Raw genomic sequence first — 16,250 nt, 5'->3', positions numbered from 1 at the left:
GGTGTACGTGACCGCGCTGCTCGACGTCCGCGACCTGCAAGTGGAGTTCCGCACCCGGGAGGGGGTGGCGAAGGCCGTCAACGGCGTCTCGTACAGCGTGGCCCCGGGCGAGACGCTGGCGGTGCTCGGCGAGTCCGGCTCGGGCAAGTCCGTGACCGCGCAGGCCGTGATGGGCATCCTCGACTCGCCGCCGGGGTTCGTCACCGGCGGGCAGGTGCTCTTCCAGGGCGAGGACCTGCTGACGCTGGGCCGCGAGGCGCGCCGCAAGGTGCGCGGCGAGCGGATGGCGATGATCTTTCAGGACGCGCTGTCGTCGCTCAACCCCGTGCTCAGCGTGGGCTATCAGCTCGGCGAGATGTTCCGCGTGCACCGCGGCGCGAGCAGGTCGGAGGCAAAGGCCCGGTCGATCGAGCTGATGGAGCGGGTACGGATCCCGGCCGCCAGGGAGCGCGTCAACGACTACCCGCACCAGTTCTCCGGCGGCATGCGGCAGCGCATCATGATCGCGATGGCGCTGGCGCTCGGTCCCGAACTCATCATCGCGGACGAGCCGACGACGGCGCTGGACGTGACCGTGCAGGCGCAGGTAATGGACCTGCTGGCGGAGTTGCGCGAGGAGACGGGGATGGGGCTGATCCTCATCACCCACGACCTGGGCGTGGTCGCCGACGTGGCCGACAAGATCGCGGTGATGTACGCGGGCCGGATCATGGAGACGGCGCCCGTCCACGACCTGTACAAGGCACCGGCGCACCCGTACACCCGCGGGCTGCTGGACTCCATCCCGCGTCTCGACCAGAAGGGCCAGGAGCTGAGCGCCATCCGCGGCACGCCCCCCAGCCTGCTGGCCATCCCGCCGGGCTGCCCCTTCAACCCCCGCTGCCCGCGCGCCCAGGACGTCTGCGTGACGGACCGCCCGCCGCTCTACGAGGTGACGGACGACGACGGCCGCCCCCTGCCGGGGCGGGGGAGCGCCTGCCACTTCTGGAAGGACCAGCTTCATGACCAGCCCTGAGGTGGCCGAGGCGCCGGCGGAGGCGCGGGGCGAGGAGCCGATCCTCGAAGTGCGCGACCTGTTCAAGCACTTCCCGCTCACCCAGGGGATCGTCTTCCGCAGGCAGATCGGGGCCGTACAGGCCGTCGACGGCGTCTCGTTCGACCTCCAGCGCGGCGAAACCCTCGGCATCGTCGGGGAGTCCGGCTGCGGCAAGTCGACCATCGCCAAGATGCTGGTCAACCTGGAGCAGCCCACCTCCGGCGTGATCCGGTTCAAGGGCGAGGACATCACCCGGCTGTCGGGGCGCGCGCTGCGGGCCGTGCGGCGCAACATCCAGATGGTCTTCCAGGACCCGTACACCTCGCTCAACCCGCGGATGACCGTCGGCGACATCGTCGGCGAGCCGTACGACGTCCACCCCGAGGTGGCACCGAAGGGCAGCCGGCGGCAGAAGGTCCAGGAACTGCTCGACGTCGTCGGGCTCAACCCCGAGCACATCAACCGCTACCCGCACCAGTTCTCCGGCGGGCAGCGGCAGCGGATCGGGATCGCGCGCGGGCTCGCGCTGCGGCCGGAGATCATCGTCGCGGACGAGCCGGTCTCGGCGCTCGACGTCTCCGTGCAGGCGCAGGTGGTGAACCTGCTGGAGCGGCTGCAGAACGAGTTCCACCTGTCGTACATCTTCATCGCGCACGACCTGTCGGTGGTACGGCACATCTCGGACCGGGTCGGGGTGATGTACCTGGGCCGGATCGTGGAGTCCGGCACCGACGAGGCGATCTACGAGCACGCCACGCACCCGTACACGCAGGCGCTGCTCTCGGCGGTGCCGGTGCCGGACCCGGAGGGGCGGGAGAGCCGGGAGCGGGTCCTGCTCAGCGGCGACGTGCCGTCGCCGGCGAACCCGCCGTCGGGGTGCCGGTTCCGTACGCGGTGCTGGAAGGCGCAGCCGGTGTGCGCCGAGAAGGACCCGGCGCTGGACGTGCCGCCGTGGTTCCGGGACGCGGAGGGGGCGGTGGCGCACCCGTCGGCGTGCCACTTCGCGGCGGAGTGGGAGGACGAGGAGGGGCCGGGGCAGGCGGCACCCGGGGTCGGCGGGTAGGCCGACGGGGCGATCTGCCTCTGGTAAGTAAGTCGTGTTAGTCGGTTTTATCACGTATCGGTGTCATGGTGGGCGTCGGCAGCCGATGCCCCGTCACCGAGTAGAGGGACACCCACCATGAAGCGTTTGTCACGCCGTCGCGCCCACGTGCTGAGCGGGGCGCTGCTCGCCGCCGCGCTGGGCGCGGGGCCCGCCCTCGCGGGCGTCCTCCCGCAGGCCCACGCGACCGAGGGCCCGGTGGCCGGGGCGCACGGGCCGGAGGGCGGGGAGGAGGCGCCGGACACCGCGGAGGACATCGAGGCCGGGTTCGCGGGGGTGGAGGAGGAGCTTGAGGCCGAGGCGCAGGAGGCCGGGGCGTGGGGTCCCGACGACGACTGCGAGGAGCCGGAGACCGGCGGCGGCAGCGGAGAGCACGGTCCGGGTACGGAGCCGGTCGAGCCGGGCCACGACGGGGGTGAGGTGCCCGGGGGCGAGGCTCCGCCAGCGGAGGTTCCGGACGTCGAGACCCCGGCGCCGGAGGCCCCTCCGGCGGAGGTCCCCGACGCCGAACTCCCCGACACGGAAGCCCCGGACACCGAGGTCCCGGACACCGAGGTACCTGGCCCTGAAACGCCCGGCTCTGAGGCGCCGGATACGGAAGCACCCGGCGCCGAAGCCCCCGCGCCCGAGCCGCCCGCCGTCGAGCCGCCCGGCGCTCCCGAAGCCCCCGCGCCCGAACTCCCCGGCGCCGAGCCTCCGGCGTCCGACGTACCCGCGCCCCCCGCGCCGGACGAGGAGCAGCCCGCGCCCGGCGACGGCGCGGACGGGGAGGGCGACGGCTTCGAGCCGCCCGACAGCCACAACCCGCCCGCCGACGACGGCGCGGGCGAGAAGCCCGACGAACTGCCCCACACCGGCAATGACATCTGGCTGCCGCTCGCCTCCGGCATCGGCGGTCTCGCCGCGCTCGGCGCCGGCGCGGTCGTGGTGGCCCGCAAGCGGCGCGCCCACGCCTGAGACGACGTCCGCCCGCGCGACGACGGGCCCCGCGGCAGCGCCGCGGGGCCCGTTCCCGTACGTCGTCCGCCCGCGGCGGTCACGCGATGTCGATGACGCCTACCCGCTTCTCCGGGTCGGTCTCGCGCAGCGGGCCCATCATGGCGCTCGCCACGTCGTTCGGCGTGATCTCCGTCGTGCTGCCGTCGCCGCGCTGGACCATGAGCCCGGCGAACGTGCTGCCGTACAGCTCCTCCAGCTTCTCCAGGTCGAACTTCGGCGCCAGCTTGCCGTCCGGCGTCGCCTGCATCGTCAGGAACTCGGAGATCGAGCGCTCCGGGCTGAACTGGATGTAGGCGTCGCCCGCCTGCACCGTGACCATCCCGGACATCGCCGTCTCGGCGAAGCCGTTCATCGCCGTGTCGAACTCCGCCTGGCTGACGGCCGGCTCCTGCTGCGAGACCGGCAGCGTCACCGGCTTGTTCGCCCCGCCGGCCGCCCGCTCGTCGAACGCGTCCCGCACCGCGCTCATGGACTTCTCCACGTCCACCGCCTCGTGCGGCTCGCCCTTCACCGGCACGGCCTTGCCGTCGACGAAGCGGATCATGCCGTCCCTGCCGCCGCCGGCCTCGTCGGCGATCTCCTGCAACTGGGCCCGCAGCTTGTCGGTGTCGTCGACCATCGCCGGGTCCACCTCGCGGGAGCCGCCGAAGAGCGAGCCGATGACGGAGACCGGGTTGTAGTCGCTGCCCATCGCCGAGCGGACGCTCTCCGCGGTGTCGATGCCGAGACCGGCCGACTGCGGCGTCAGCTCCTGCTCCTGGTCGCCGACGCGGAGCACGATCGGCGCCTGCGTCCGCTTCTCGACGGCCGCGTCGAGCTTGGCCACCGCCTGGTCGCGGGAGCTGCCGCCGATGTCGACGCCGAGGACCGTCGTGCCCTTCGGCACGTCGTCGTTGTTGAGGACGAGCCCCGCGCCGTACGCGATGCAGAGCACCCCGAAGACGCCGGCGCCGGCCATGACGCCGAGCTTCTTGCGGTCGCCGCGGGCCCGGCCCGACGGGCTGCCGGAGCGGGAGCGGGCGGCCGAGGCCGGGGCGGGCGGCGGCACGGGCGGCCCGTCGCCGCCCGGCGCGGGTACGGGCCCGGGGGGCGGCATGGCGCCGGGAGGCGGCTGCCCGGCGGGGGTGAACCCCGGCACGGGCGCGGCCCCTTGCGGGTACTGCGAGCCGCCAGGGCCCGCTTGCGGGAGGCCGTGCGCCGGGGTGTGCCCGGGACCCGGGCCCTGCGGTCCCGCCTGCGGTACGCCGTGGGCCGGGGTGTGCCCGGGGCCCCGCGGCACACCGTGGGCGGGAGTGGGGTCCGGTCCCGACGGCACCGCGGGGATGCCGCCGACGGCGGTGTCGCCCATGCCGCCGGTGGGCGCATGCGGCGCGGCGGAGCCGCGCAGGGTGCGGCCGGCGGCCGGTCCCGCGGGCTTGAGCGGCATGCTGCCGGTGGCCGGGCCGGACGTCGGCCCCGAGGGCACGCCCCCGGGCGGGCCGCCGGGTGCGCCGAGGCCGCCGCGCGGAGTGCCGCCGGCCGGAGTGGGGCGTACGGGCAGGGCGTTGGCCGGGTCGTCCCCGGCGAAGCCGTGGCCGCTTTCGCTCACCGGTACGTCCACCGCGCCGGTGTCACCGGGCGCGGGGTGCGGCTGCGGGACGCCGGCAGGCGGGGTGTCCAGCGGCGGGCCGGCCTCGCCGGGCGGCGCGAACGCCGGGAACTGCATCCCGGCGCCGTCCGTGGTGCCCGTGGGGCCCGAGGGCGGCGTCATCGGGGGCTGCGCGGCCGGCGGTGCCGGCGCGGGCTCGGGTGCGCCCTGGGCGGGCACGGGGTCCTTCGGCGCCTTGCGGGGGGCGAACCAGTCGCTCGTCCGCGGCTTGGGGTTGCCGCCGGTGCCGTCCTGCCCGTTCGCGGCCGCCGCGGCGGCCTCCGCGGGGCCCGGGGCCTGTGCGGGGACGCCGGTGCCGGAGGTGTCCGGCTCCTCCGCCCCGGCTTCGAGGGGCTGGCGGACCACGACGGGCGGGATCGGCCGGGAGCCGGGGATGTTGATCCGGATCCGGGTCGTCAGCGTCGTCTCGGTCGCGGGAACGCCCGCGCCGCCGTCCCGGCCCGGCCCCGTGCCCGGAGCGGGCGCGGGGGGCGTGGCGGTCGGCGTGTCCGGTCCCGCGTACGGCGGGGTCCCCGACGGATACGCGGCGTCGCCGCGTCCCTCGGGACCGGATGGCGGACTGTCATTCTCTCGGCTCACGGCAGGTCTCCCGTAGTGCTCCGCCGCCCGTCATGGCACCCGCGGGCAGCTCGGCGGCGCGCACCACCATACTTGTCCGCTCCGACACTGAGGCCCGACAACCGCATTCGGCAACCCGCGCGAAGGCGTACTTGACAGCGTCCGATGCCCAACAGAGCACGTCACTCGGGGAGTCGGGACGGCGGTTCGGCAACTGCGAGGAGCTGCGGCAGGGTGGTGCAGATCACAGCGGTCAGCATCCCGCCGAAGAGGAAGAGCTGCGGCCCGAGTCCGGAGGTGAAGACGAAGTCGCCCTCGGGCCGGTTGAGGGAGACGGCGATCGCCGCGAGGAACCAGCCGCCGGCCGCGGTGAAGCCCACGGCGCGGCCCCCGGTGGCCACCCCGGCGCCGTAGCAGAGCCCGCCGATGGCGGCGAGGGAGAGCAGCAGGCCGCCCGGTGACCAGGCCCCCTGGACGAGTGAACCGGCGAGCCCGACGAGGGCACCGAGGAGCAGGGCGGCCAGATACGTGAGTACGCGCCCGAGGGTGACGGGCCGCGCGAGGGCGCTGCCGGGGCGTGGGGCCGCGGGGCGGCGCGCGGGGGAGCTCTTGGTGGTGGCGCCGGCCCGGCCGCGCTTCTCCGCGCCCCCGGCGCCCGCGCCGCCCGTGCTCCGGCCGCCGCCGCGCGCGCCCCTGTCGCCCGCGTTTCCGCTGCCGGTGCTTCCGCCGCGGCCCGTAGGCCCGTTGGCCGCGCCGCCGTCGCCCGCGCGTGCGCGGTCCGTGCCGTCGTTGCCCGGGTTCCCGCCGCTCGCCGCCGACTTGGGGCGTACGGACCGCTTCCTGGCGCTCACGCCGCCACCTCCGCGAACAAGTCGGTCTCCACGGCGCCCGGATCGCGCCGCGCGGCGTCCGCGCCGCCGGCGAGCCGGAACTGCTCGGTGGTCAGGATCGGCTGGCCCAGCCCGTTGGAGAGCGCGAAGGCGCCGCCGGCCACGGTGATCTGCGTCTCGTGCGCCGCCATCGCCCGCGCCTTCGCCGCCGCGTACGCGCCCCCCGCCACGGCCGCCGTGACCTCGCCGTCGTCCACCACACCCGGCAGGTCGGCGACGGTCGCCGTGCCGGGGAAGGGGTTGCCCGCCGCGGCCACTTCTGCGAGCCCCTTCTCCGCCGCGCCGCGCGCTACGCAGGTCCAGTAGATACGGGCCACCGCCCACGGCTCCGCGGGGTCCGCGCCGTACGACGCGGTCGCGGCCAGCTCCGCCGCGCGCGTGGCGACGCGGTGGGCCTGTACGTGGTCGGGGTGGCCGTAGCCGCCCCGCGGGTCGTAGGTGACCAGGACCTGCGGCCGTACCTCGCGGATCACCGGCACCAGCAGCCCCGCCGCCTCGTCGACACCGGCCGACCAGAACGTGCCGGGGCGGCCGTTCTGGTCGAGGCCCTGCATGCCCGAGTCGCGGAACCGCCCGGGGCCGCCCAGGAAGCGGTGGTCGGTGACGCCCAACGCCCGCATGGCCGCGGCGAGTTCGCCGGCCCGGTGGGCGCCGAGCGCGTCGTCGCGCCCGGGTGCCAGATGGGCGAGGGCGGGCGGAATGACCTCGCCCTCCTCGCCGCGGGTGCACGTCACCAGGGTGACGAGGGCCCCCTCGGCGGCGTACCGCGCCATGGTGGCGCCGGTGGTGATCGTCTCGTCGTCCGGATGCGCGTGTACCAGCAGCAACCTGCGCCTCGGAAGCTCCCTGCTCATGGAGGAAGCCTAGACGAGCGTACGGAAGGTCCCCCCGGTCAGAAATCGATGCTCTCGATCATCCCTGCCACGTTCTGTGTCACATCGTCGATCGTCGGCGCCATGGACGAGCTGGCGAGGTAGAAGCCCAGGAGGATGCACACGACAGCGTGCCCGCCCTTCAGGCCACTCTTCTTGATGAGCAAGTAGACGATGATCGCGAGCAGCAGCACTAGCGAGATCGACAGAGCCATTCGGCTCACCTCCCGGGACCTGCGGTCGGGTCATCTGACGGGCCACGTGATGCATGCCCGTCGCGCGCACGCATCATAACTATCGGTGCCCGTGCATCGTTCGGCGCACCGGCGCATGAAGGGGTCGCACGCGGGAGGCCGTCGGGAAGTGGTGGCCGGGAGGCCGGAGAGCGGTGGAACGGGTGTCGCCGGGAGGTCACCAGGGGGGCTGGGAGGAAGGTTCCTGCCAGCGGGAGAGGGGCTCCGCGACGGGGTCGCGCTCCCCGCGGCCCGCGAGCGCGAAGAGGATCACGAAGCCGGCGAGCAGCAGTCCGATCCCGGTGCTCGCCTGCAACTGGTGCTCCGTGCCGAGGGCGCCGAAGTTCTCGAAGACCTCGTCCCTCAGATACCGGGAGGTGTCGGCCGCGCCCCAGCCCAGCACGAACGCGCCGGCGGTCATGCCCAGCGGGCGGGCGAGCGGGGCGCGCCTGGCGGCGGCCACGGCGGCGACGCAGCACACCGCGGCGGTCGCCCACTTCCCGTACGCGAGCGGGGGCTGGAGCAGCGCCCAGGACGTGTACTCGCCGGTGAGCCGGTGGCCGTACGCGTCCCAGCCGGTGCGTGCCGCCTCCCGCAGCTCCCACGCCACGAACGCGACCGCGGCGACGGCGAGGAAGACCATGCCGGTGGCCGCGGCCCCGCGGGCGGGCCGGCGCGGCGGCTGCTCGTCGGGCAGCAGGTAGTCGGCGCCGGTGCCCTCCGAGGGGCGCCGGCCGGCGGCGACGGAGATCAGCAGCACCGCGCCGAGCGTGACGGCGACGCCGGTGGAGAGCAGCGCGCGGTTGCGCAGGTCCTGGTCGACGCCCTGCATCCAGTCGGCCGTCAGCGTCCACAGCGCGGGGGCGCGCAGCAGGATCGTGGCCGCGCCGGCCGTGGCCAGGGCGCCCCCGGCGGCGGTGGAGTGCAGCGCGGTGACCCCGGCGACGGCGTACACGCCGACGAGGACGGGGTCGTAGAGGGAGGTGCCCCAGTGGCGGTCGGGGGCGGCGTCGGGGGAGCCAGCCCAGGACCACCACAGGTCGGGCAGGCTCGCCGCCACGTCGACGTCGCGGCCGATCCACAGGAGCGAGAGCAGAGCGAGGAGCGCGCAGCACACGGCACCGAAGACGCGTGCGCCGCGCCCCAATATGTGTCCTTGATCCATCGCCGGAAGACCCCCGATACGCAACCGTGCGCCTTTTGGGCCCACACGGCACCCAGGTCTACACCTCTCGGCAGCCCCGGACAACACCCCCGGCAAGACCGGCCGGGCGGCGGCGTCCCGCGGCCCTGATCCCGGCCGGATCCGGCGCGCAGACCGGACCCGGCCGGGGGACGGCACCCGCACGGCCGTACGCTCCCCAGAGTGACGCGTTCGTATATCGGTGATGCGACAGACGGGTTGCCGACGTGTTAACGACCTTCGACGGGATATGTCGGATATGTCGGTCACTAAGGCGGCTTGTCAAGCACGTACGGACCTCAATCTGCAAAACATACGCTCAAGAAGCGATTCCGCACCTCAGCTTCCCCCGTCACCCCCTTGACTGGGGGATGAATCGGTTGCGAAAGTCCCGTCAACCACCGCAGCGTGCACGGGCGCTGCGGCACACCCGGTTCGGGAGCAATCACCTATGGACAGTCCGGTCCCGGCCACGGCGGAGGCGCCCAAAGGCGCACCGTACGACCCCGCAGGACTCGAGCGGGGTTCGGCCGGCCCTGGTGGGCAGAAGACTGCCGAATACATCGGCAAATCGCCCGGTCAGCTCATGTGGCAGCGCTTCAAGCGCGACCGCGCGGGGGTCATATCCGCGTATGTCGTCGGCTTCTTCGTGCTGATCGCGATCTTCGCTCCGCTGATCGCGAAGGCGTACGGGAAGTCGCCGTACACGCTGTACAACTCGGCCACCGGCAAGCCCGAGCTGTTCGACGCTCTCGGCTATCCGATCAAGCCCAACGGCGGCATCAGCGGCGAGTTCTGGTTCGGTCTGGAGCCCATCCTCGGCCGCGACGTCTTCACGCTGCTGATCTACAGCATCCGCACCTCGCTGGCCATCGCCATCGCGGTGACGATCCTCACCGTCGGCATCGGCGTGCTGCTGGGCGTGGCCGCCGGCTTCACCGGCGGTCGTACCGACACGCTGATCGGCCGGTTCACCGACCTGATGCTGGCCTTCCCGAGCCAGTTGTTCTTCGTGGCGTTCATGCCCGTCATCACCGCGATGTTCGTCGCTCCCGAGGACGCGACGCCGACCTGGCTGCGGATCGCGGTCCTCATCGGGGTGCTCGCGGCGCTGAACTGGATGCGCATGGCGCGCATCGTGCGCGGTGTCGCGCTGTCGATGCGCGAGCGCGAGTTCGTCGAGGCCGCCAAGGTGAGCGGGGCGTCGAACTGGCGAATCATCCGCAAGGAGATGCTGCCGAACCTCGTCACCCCCATCCTCGTGCAGGGAACCTTCGAGCTGCCGCTCGTCGTGACGAACGCCGCGGGACTGTCGTTCCTCGGCGTCGGCCTGGTGAACCCGACCCCCGACTGGGGGCTGATGTTCGCCCGGGCCGCGGACGTGTCCGAGACCGTTCCCACGTTCATGTTCTTCCCCGGCGTCGCCATCGTGATCTTCGTGGTCGCCTTCAACCTGCTGGGGGACTCCGTCCGCGACGCGTTCGATCCGAAGGCCGCGCGCTGACGTTCGTACCGCCGCCAGGGTGCGACCGCCGTGGCACGGGTGTGAACACGCACACAGCAAGTCAAGACCGACAGACAGGGTGGTAACAGTGAGTATCAGGGGTGTACGCAGATCGCACGCCGTGGTGGCGGCGCTCGCAGCCGGGGCCCTGGCCCTGAGCGGCTGCAGCAGTGGCTCGGAGAACACCGACTCGCAGCAGGACGACAAGAAGAAGGCGGCGGAGCAGCAGGCGCAGATCCCGTTCGGTGACGCCAAGGCGTCCACCGGGCCGGCTGCCGAGGTGAAGGGCGCCCAGGAGGGCGGCACGATCCCCGTCATGCAGCGCGACAGCTACGCGCACCTCGACCCGGGACAGATATACGTCTCGGACGAGGGCGCCCTGGCGCGGCTGATCCACCGTGGGCTGACCGGCTACAAGGCCGACTTCGACGGCAAGCAGACCCTTGTCGGCGACCTCGCCACGGACAGCGGCAAGCCCTCCGACGGCGGCCGCACCTGGACGTACACGCTCAAGGACAACATCAAGTGGGCCGACGGCACGGACATCACGTCCACCGACGTCCGGCACACCTTCGAGCGCCAGTTCGCCGAGTTCATCAACGACGGCCCGGTCTTCATCCAGCAGTGGCTGGCCAACGTGCCGGGCACCGAGTACCGCGAGCTGCTGCCCGACGGTCCGTACAAGGGTGACCACCTGCCGGACTCCATCCTGGAGACGCCGGACGACAAGACCATCGTCTTCAAGTTCAAGGACCCGAAGCCGGACCTCCCGTACGCCCTGGCGATGCCGGGCTACTCGATGGTCTCCGAGGCGAAGGACACCCAGGAGAAGTACGACAAGGACCCGATGACGGCGGGCCCGTACAAGATCGAGTCCTTCAAGACCGGCAAGTCGATGACGCTGGTCAAGAACGAGCACTGGGACCCGGCGACCGACTCGACGCGGAACGCCTACCCGGACAAGTACGAGATCTCGTTCAACATCCAGTTCGAGACCTCGGCCGAGCGGCTGATGGCCGACAAGGGCGTGAACAAGAACTCGATCAGCTTCACCAACAACGTGGACGCCGCCACGCTGCCGAAGCTGAACAAGGACGCCGAGGCCCAGAAGCGCTCGGTCAACGGCTACCAGCCGTACGTCGCCCAGATGGCCATCAACATGGACCGGGTCAAGAACAAGAAGGTCCGCGAGGCCATCGCGTACGCCCTGCCGATCCAGCCCTACCAGCAGGCATTCGGCGGCCCGCAGGGCATGGAGCTGGCCGGCGGTCTGATCAGCCCGACCGTCTCCGGCTACGAGGAGGGCTTCGACCCCTTCGGCAAGCTGAAGAAGCCGCTGGGTGACCCGGCCGCGGCCAAGAAGATCCTGGAAGAGGCCGGCGAGACCGGTTACAAGCTCACCTGGGGCTACATCAACACCCCCGAGGGCCAGAACTACTCGCCCACGATGGAGAAGACGCTCGAGGAAGCGGGCTTCGACGTCCAGCGCAAGGAGATCGCGGCCGAGACGTACTACGACCAGATCGGTCTCGTCGACAACGAGTTCGACATCTACGTGAGCGCGTGGGGCGCCGACTGGCCGTCCGCCAGCACCGTGGTTCCGCCGCTGTACGACGGCCGGCAGATCCAGGACGGTTCGTCGAACTACTCGCACACCAACGACGAGCACATCAACTCCGAGATCGACCGGATCCAGAAGATCTCGGACCCGGCCGAGGCGGCCAAGGAGTGGAACACGCTCTCCCAGTACGTGGTGGAGGACCTCATCTCCAACATCCCCATGACGTACTACAAGCAGATCCAGCTCTACGGTTCGAACATCGGCGGCGTGCAGTACGACGACGTCATCGGTGACATCGACCTGCGCAAGATCTACCTCAAGCAGTAGGCACCACTTCCGGTACGCGGGGGCCCGCCCGATCGGCGGGCCCCCGCGCACCACCCTTCAACCCACGTCGCCGCTTTGTCCTTCGAAAGCAGCCCACAGTCATGCTTCGTTTCCTGATTCGCCGGACAATCGGCGCATTGATCATCCTGCTGATCCTCAGCGCGGTCTGTTTCTTCCTTTTCTTCGCCATCCCGCGTGACCCCGCCCGCATCTCCTGCGGCGAGAAGTGCACTCCGGAGAACCTGGAGCTGATCCGCAGGGCCCTCGGCCTCGACGACCCCGTCCCCGTGCAGTACTGGAACTTCCTCTCCGGCATCTTCGCCGGCCGTTCCTTCCCGACGGGCGAATGCCCGGCGCCCTGCCTGGGCCGCTCGTTCGTGCACGACGAGAACGTCCTCACCCTTATCCAGGACCGCTTCCCCACCACGCTTTCGCTCACCATCGGCGCGGCCGTCGTCTTCCTCTTCTTCGGCGTCGGAGCCGGCATGGTCGCCGCCTGGCGGCGCGGCACGGTGCTCGACAAGTTCGTCAGCGGCAGCTCGCTGATCATCGGCTCGCTGCAGATCTACTTCATCGGCCCGCTCGTCCTGTGGGCGCTGGTGTACAGCACCGGACTCTTCGGCGACCCGGCCTACAACGAGTTCACAGAAAACCCATGGAAATGGGCGGTCGGACTGATCCTCCCCTGGGCGGTGCTCTCGACGATCTTCGCGTCGAACTACACCCGTATGGTGCGGTCCACGATGATCGAGCAATTGCAGGAAGAACACGTCAGAACGGCCAAGGCCAAGGGCATGTCCGGGGGTACGGTCTTCTTCCGCTACGCCTGGCGCGGTGCCCTGATCCCGGTCGTCACGATCTTCGGCATCGACCTCGGCTCGCTGCTGGGCGGCGCGATCATCACCGAGTTCACCTTCTCGCTGCCGGGTCTGGGCCAGCTCTCCATCGATTCCGTGTTCAAGGCGGACCTGCCGGTGCTCATGGGCATCCTGCTGTTCTCGTCCACCATGATCATCCTCATGAACGTCATCGTCGATGCGGCGTACGCCTTCATCGACCCGCGCATCCGTCTGTCCTAGGAGAAGAGCAGTGACCACCCTGACCAAGGAATCGGAAGGTTCCGCGCCGTCTGCGGGCGGTGCCTTCCTCTCGGTGCAGGACCTGCGCGTGCAGTTCACCACCGAGGACGGCGTCGTCAAGGCCGTCGACGGTCTCTCCTTCGACGTCGAGCGCGGCAAGACCCTGGGCATCGTCGGCGAGTCCGGCTCCGGCAAGTCGGTCACCAACCTGACCGTGCTGGGCCTGCACAACCAGATGTTCACCAACGTCGAGGGCTCCATCAGCCTCGACGGCGAGGAGCTGATCGGCGCGCCCGAGCGCAAGCTGGAGAAGCTGCGCGGCAACAAGATGGCGATGATCTTCCAGGATCCGCTGACCGCGCTCTCGCCGTTCTACACGGTCGGCCGGCAGATCGCCGAGCCGTACCGCAAGCACATGCGCGTCTCCAAGCGTGAGGCGCACGCGCGGGCCGTGGAGATGCTGGACAAGGTCGGCATCCCCAACGCCAAGCTGCGTGCGGACGACTACCCGCACCAGTTCTCCGGCGGCATGCGGCAGCGGGCCATGATCGCGATGGCGCTCGTCTGCAACCCCGACCTGCTGATCGCCGACGAGCCGACCACCGCGCTCGACGTGACCGTGCAGGCGCAGATCCTCGACCTGATCAGGGACCTCCAGGACGAGTTCGGCTCCGCGATCGTCTTCATCACCCACGACCTCGGCGTCATCGCGAACGTCGCGGACGACATCCTGGTGATGTACGCGGGGCGCGCCGTGGAGCGGGGCACCACCCGCGAGGTGCTGCGCAAGCCGCAGCACCCGTACACCTGGGGCCTGCTCAGCAGCATGCCGCGGCTGTCCTCGGACGTGAACACCCCGCTCACGCCGATCAAGGGCTCGCCGCCCAGCCTGCTGAGCCCGCCGCCGGGCTGCCCGTTCCACCCGCGGTGCGGCTTCGCCGGCGAGGTGGGCGGCACGGCCTGCAGTACGGACCGGCCGGCGCTGCCCGACGGTCGCGGGTCCGCCTGCCATCTGAGCGCCGGGCAGAAGCAGGACATCTTCATCGAGCAGATCAAGCCCCGGCTGGGCTAGGGAGACTGACCACCATGAGCAAAGAACTCACCCTCCCCGGCCCCCGGGACGACACCCCCACCACGGTCGGCGAGGAACTGCTCACCGCGGAGGGGCTCACCAAGCACTTCCCGATCATGGGCGGCTTCCCGATCAAGCGGCGGGTCGGCGCGGTGCAGGCGGTCGACGGCATCGACCTGGAGGTACGCGCGGCCGAGAGCCTCGGCCTGGTCGGCGAGTCGGGCTGCGGCAAGTCGACGACCGGGCGGCTGCTCACGCGGCTGCTGGAGCCGACCGGTGGCAAGATCACGTACCGCGGCCAGGACATCACGTACGCCAAGCGCAGGCAGTTGGCGCCGATCAGGTCCGAGATCCAGATGATCTTCCAGGACCCGTACTCGTCGCTGAACCCGCGGCAGACCGTCGGCACCATCATCAGCAGCCCGATGGAGGTCAACGGGATCAACCCGCCCGGCGGGCGGGAGAAGCGGGTCCGCGAGCTGCTGGAGACCGTCGGCCTCAACCCCGAGCACTACAACCGCTTCCCGCACGAGTTCTCCGGCGGCCAGCGGCAGCGCATCGGGGTCGCGCGGGCGCTGGCGCTGAAGCCGAAGCTGATCGTGGCGGACGAGCCGGTCTCGGCGCTGGACGTGTCGATCCAGGCGCAGGTCGTCAACCTGCTGCAGGAACTGCAGCGGGAGATGGGCATCGCGTTCCTCTTCATCGCGCACGACCTGGCGGTCGTGCGGCACTTCTCCCAGCGCGTCGCGGTGATGTACCTGGGGAAGGTCGTCGAGGTCGGTCCCCGGGACGACATCTACGCGCGGCCGCGGCACCCGTACACCCACGCCCTGCTCTCGGCCGTTCCGGAGGCGACCCTCTCGGAGGACGAGGAGGACACGCCGCGGGAGCGCATCCGGCTGGCGGGCGACGTGCCGTCGCCGATCAACCCGCCGTCCGGGTGCCGGTTCCGCACCCGGTGCTGGAAGGCGCAGGACGTGTGCGCGGAGAAGGAGCCGCCGCTGGTGCAGATCGGCGGCAACAACGCGGGGCACCTGACCGCGTGCCACTTCCCCGAGGAGCCGACGGTGGAGCGGGACGAAGAGGTCATCCTGGACAAGGCGCTGGCCGCGCTGGAGGAAGGTTCGAGCGCGGCTCCGGCGAAGGAGTAGCGCGCAGCTCGTCCCGCATGGAGGCTGGTGCCCTGGGCACCGGCCTCCATGCGTGTACGGGCGCGGTGCCGCGGGTCAGTTGAGGCGGGCGCGGGCGGCGCGGGCCTGGCGGCGCAGGTTCTCCGCGGCCTGCGGCTCCATGGCCGCGATCACCGAGGCGTACTCCTCCAGCTCCGCCGCCCCGGTGACGAAGTCGCCGCGGGCGATGAGGAGCTGGGCCCGCTCGTGGCGCAGCCGGGCGGGGTGGCTGGGGAGCAGCAGGGCCAGCTCGACGGCGGCGAGCTGCACGTCGGACTGCTCGGGGCGGCGGGCGGCCCAGGCGCGGATGTTGTTGAGGATGCGCAGCACGATGGCGAGCGGATCGGCCGGTACGAGCATCGCGGGTGACAGCGGCTCGCCGCCGGTGGCCTCGGCGACGAGCAGCTCGGCGTCGCCGGGGGACAGGAGCCGGCCGCCGTCGAAGGGATCGGCGAGGACGTGGCCGCCGGCGGCGGAACGGCCGGTGAGGGGCTGTCCTGCGGGGGCCGGGCCGAAGCCGACGACGAAGTGCCCGGGGAGGGCCACGCCGTACACCGGGGCGCCGGCGCGGCGGGCGACCTCCATCCAGATGACGGAGAGCATGATCGGCAGGCCGCGGCGGCGGCGCAGGACCTCGTGCAGTTGGGACGACTCCAGCCGCCGGTAGTCGCCGGGCGTGCCGTGGAACCCGTACCGCTCCCCGAGCAGCTCGGCGGCGGCCCGGGCCCACGCGCGGGGGCCGCCGGGCGCGTACGGCAACTGCCCGGCCAGCTCGTCCAGCTCGATCTGCACGGCGTCGATGCCGCGCTCGTCGAGCCCGGGATCGGTCTCGGCCCCGACGAGCAGACAGAGCAGCGCGAGATCGGGCCGCGGCACGCGAGCCTCCTCCGCGAACCGGGCCCGGTGATCGACTCCGGACGTACTCATGCCCCCATTGTGCGACGCAACAGGGAGCACGTCCCGCGCAAACGTGCGACCGATGTGAAGGAAGTTGGCGGTGGTACGCCGCTGGGGCTG

The 16,250-nt window shown here is 71.6% G+C and carries 14 protein-coding genes; 8 read left to right on the top strand and 6 right to left on the bottom strand.

Annotation, left to right across the window (positions count from 1 at the left end):
• The first annotated feature begins 7 nt into the window (after positions 1–7).
• The 3 genes from ACFYVJ_RS18475 (at position 8) to ACFYVJ_RS18465 (ending at position 3,095) form a co-directional block, all read left to right on the top strand.
• Positions 8–1,015, top strand: coding sequence for an ABC transporter ATP-binding protein (locus ACFYVJ_RS18475; protein ID WP_388892585.1), 1,008 nt, complete (start codon positions 8–10; stop codon positions 1,013–1,015).
• Positions 1,002–2,099, top strand: a complete 1,098-nt coding sequence (locus tag ACFYVJ_RS18470) for an ABC transporter ATP-binding protein (RefSeq protein WP_388892583.1) — start codon at positions 1,002–1,004, stop codon at positions 2,097–2,099. The genes ACFYVJ_RS18475 and ACFYVJ_RS18470 overlap by 14 nt, the downstream gene beginning before the upstream one ends.
• Positions 2,100–2,225: 126 nt before the next feature.
• Positions 2,226–3,095: an LPXTG cell wall anchor domain-containing protein gene (locus tag ACFYVJ_RS18465; RefSeq protein ID WP_388892581.1), complete on the top strand. Its 870-nt coding sequence runs from the start codon at positions 2,226–2,228 to the stop codon at positions 3,093–3,095.
• 79 nt (positions 3,096–3,174) lie between these two features.
• Here ACFYVJ_RS18465 and ACFYVJ_RS18460 read toward each other — a convergent pair whose 3' ends face one another.
• From ACFYVJ_RS18460 to ACFYVJ_RS18440, 5 genes are all read right to left on the bottom strand, one after another.
• The gene (locus ACFYVJ_RS18460; RefSeq protein WP_388892579.1) at positions 3,175–5,364 is read right to left on the bottom strand and encodes a hypothetical protein; all 2,190 of its coding nucleotides are present in this window, start codon (positions 5,362–5,364) and stop codon (positions 3,175–3,177) included.
• 161 nt (positions 5,365–5,525) lie between these two features.
• On the bottom strand, positions 5,526–6,194 hold the full coding sequence (locus tag ACFYVJ_RS18455) for a DUF6113 family protein (protein WP_388892577.1): 669 nt from the start codon (positions 6,192–6,194) through the stop codon (positions 5,526–5,528).
• Positions 6,191–7,087, bottom strand: a complete 897-nt coding sequence (mshB, locus tag ACFYVJ_RS18450; RefSeq protein ID WP_388892575.1) for an N-acetyl-1-D-myo-inositol-2-amino-2-deoxy-alpha-D-glucopyranoside deacetylase — start codon at positions 7,085–7,087, stop codon at positions 6,191–6,193. The genes ACFYVJ_RS18455 and mshB overlap by 4 nt, the downstream gene beginning before the upstream one ends.
• Before the next feature lie 38 nt (positions 7,088–7,125).
• A complete protein-coding gene (locus ACFYVJ_RS18445) occupies positions 7,126–7,320 on the bottom strand; it encodes a hypothetical protein (protein ID WP_101421759.1) in 195 nt (64 codons plus the stop codon).
• Positions 7,321–7,516: 196 nt separating this feature from the next.
• Entirely contained in the window at positions 7,517–8,485 is a 969-nt protein-coding gene (locus tag ACFYVJ_RS18440; protein WP_388892573.1) for a hypothetical protein, read from the bottom strand.
• 487 nt (positions 8,486–8,972) lie between these two features.
• Here ACFYVJ_RS18440 and ACFYVJ_RS18435 point away from each other — a divergent pair, with 487 nt between their 5' ends.
• The 5 genes from ACFYVJ_RS18435 to ACFYVJ_RS18415 all read left to right on the top strand — a co-directional run bounded on the left by ACFYVJ_RS18435 (position 8,973) and on the right by ACFYVJ_RS18415 (position 15,215).
• Entirely contained in the window at positions 8,973–10,025 is a 1,053-nt protein-coding gene (locus ACFYVJ_RS18435; RefSeq protein WP_388892571.1) for an ABC transporter permease, read from the top strand.
• Between the two features lie 124 nt (positions 10,026–10,149).
• Positions 10,150–11,913, top strand: coding sequence for an ABC transporter substrate-binding protein (locus tag ACFYVJ_RS18430; protein ID WP_388892661.1), 1,764 nt, complete (start codon positions 10,150–10,152; stop codon positions 11,911–11,913).
• A 101-nt stretch (positions 11,914–12,014) separates the two neighbouring features.
• Complete coding sequence (locus ACFYVJ_RS18425) at positions 12,015–12,992, top strand: ABC transporter permease (RefSeq protein ID WP_388892569.1); 978 nt, start codon at positions 12,015–12,017, stop codon at positions 12,990–12,992.
• Positions 12,993–13,002: 10 nt separating this feature from the next.
• A complete protein-coding gene (locus ACFYVJ_RS18420) occupies positions 13,003–14,064 on the top strand; it encodes an ABC transporter ATP-binding protein (protein ID WP_388892567.1) in 1,062 nt (353 codons plus the stop codon).
• Between the two features lie 14 nt (positions 14,065–14,078).
• A complete protein-coding gene (locus ACFYVJ_RS18415) occupies positions 14,079–15,215 on the top strand; it encodes an ABC transporter ATP-binding protein (protein WP_388892565.1) in 1,137 nt (378 codons plus the stop codon).
• A 75-nt stretch (positions 15,216–15,290) separates the two neighbouring features.
• Here the strand turns inward: ACFYVJ_RS18415 and ACFYVJ_RS18410 are convergent, their stop codons facing one another.
• On the bottom strand, positions 15,291–16,160 hold the full coding sequence (locus tag ACFYVJ_RS18410) for a transglutaminase-like domain-containing protein (protein ID WP_388892563.1): 870 nt from the start codon (positions 16,158–16,160) through the stop codon (positions 15,291–15,293).
• Positions 16,161–16,250 lie beyond the last annotated feature (90 nt).

Origin of the sequence: Streptomyces sp. NPDC004134, assembly GCF_042874195.1 — a bacterium.
In the GTDB taxonomy this organism is placed as follows: Bacteria; Actinomycetota; Actinomycetes; order Streptomycetales; family Streptomycetaceae; genus Streptomyces.
This window is presented reverse-complemented; position numbering and strand designations above follow the sequence as displayed.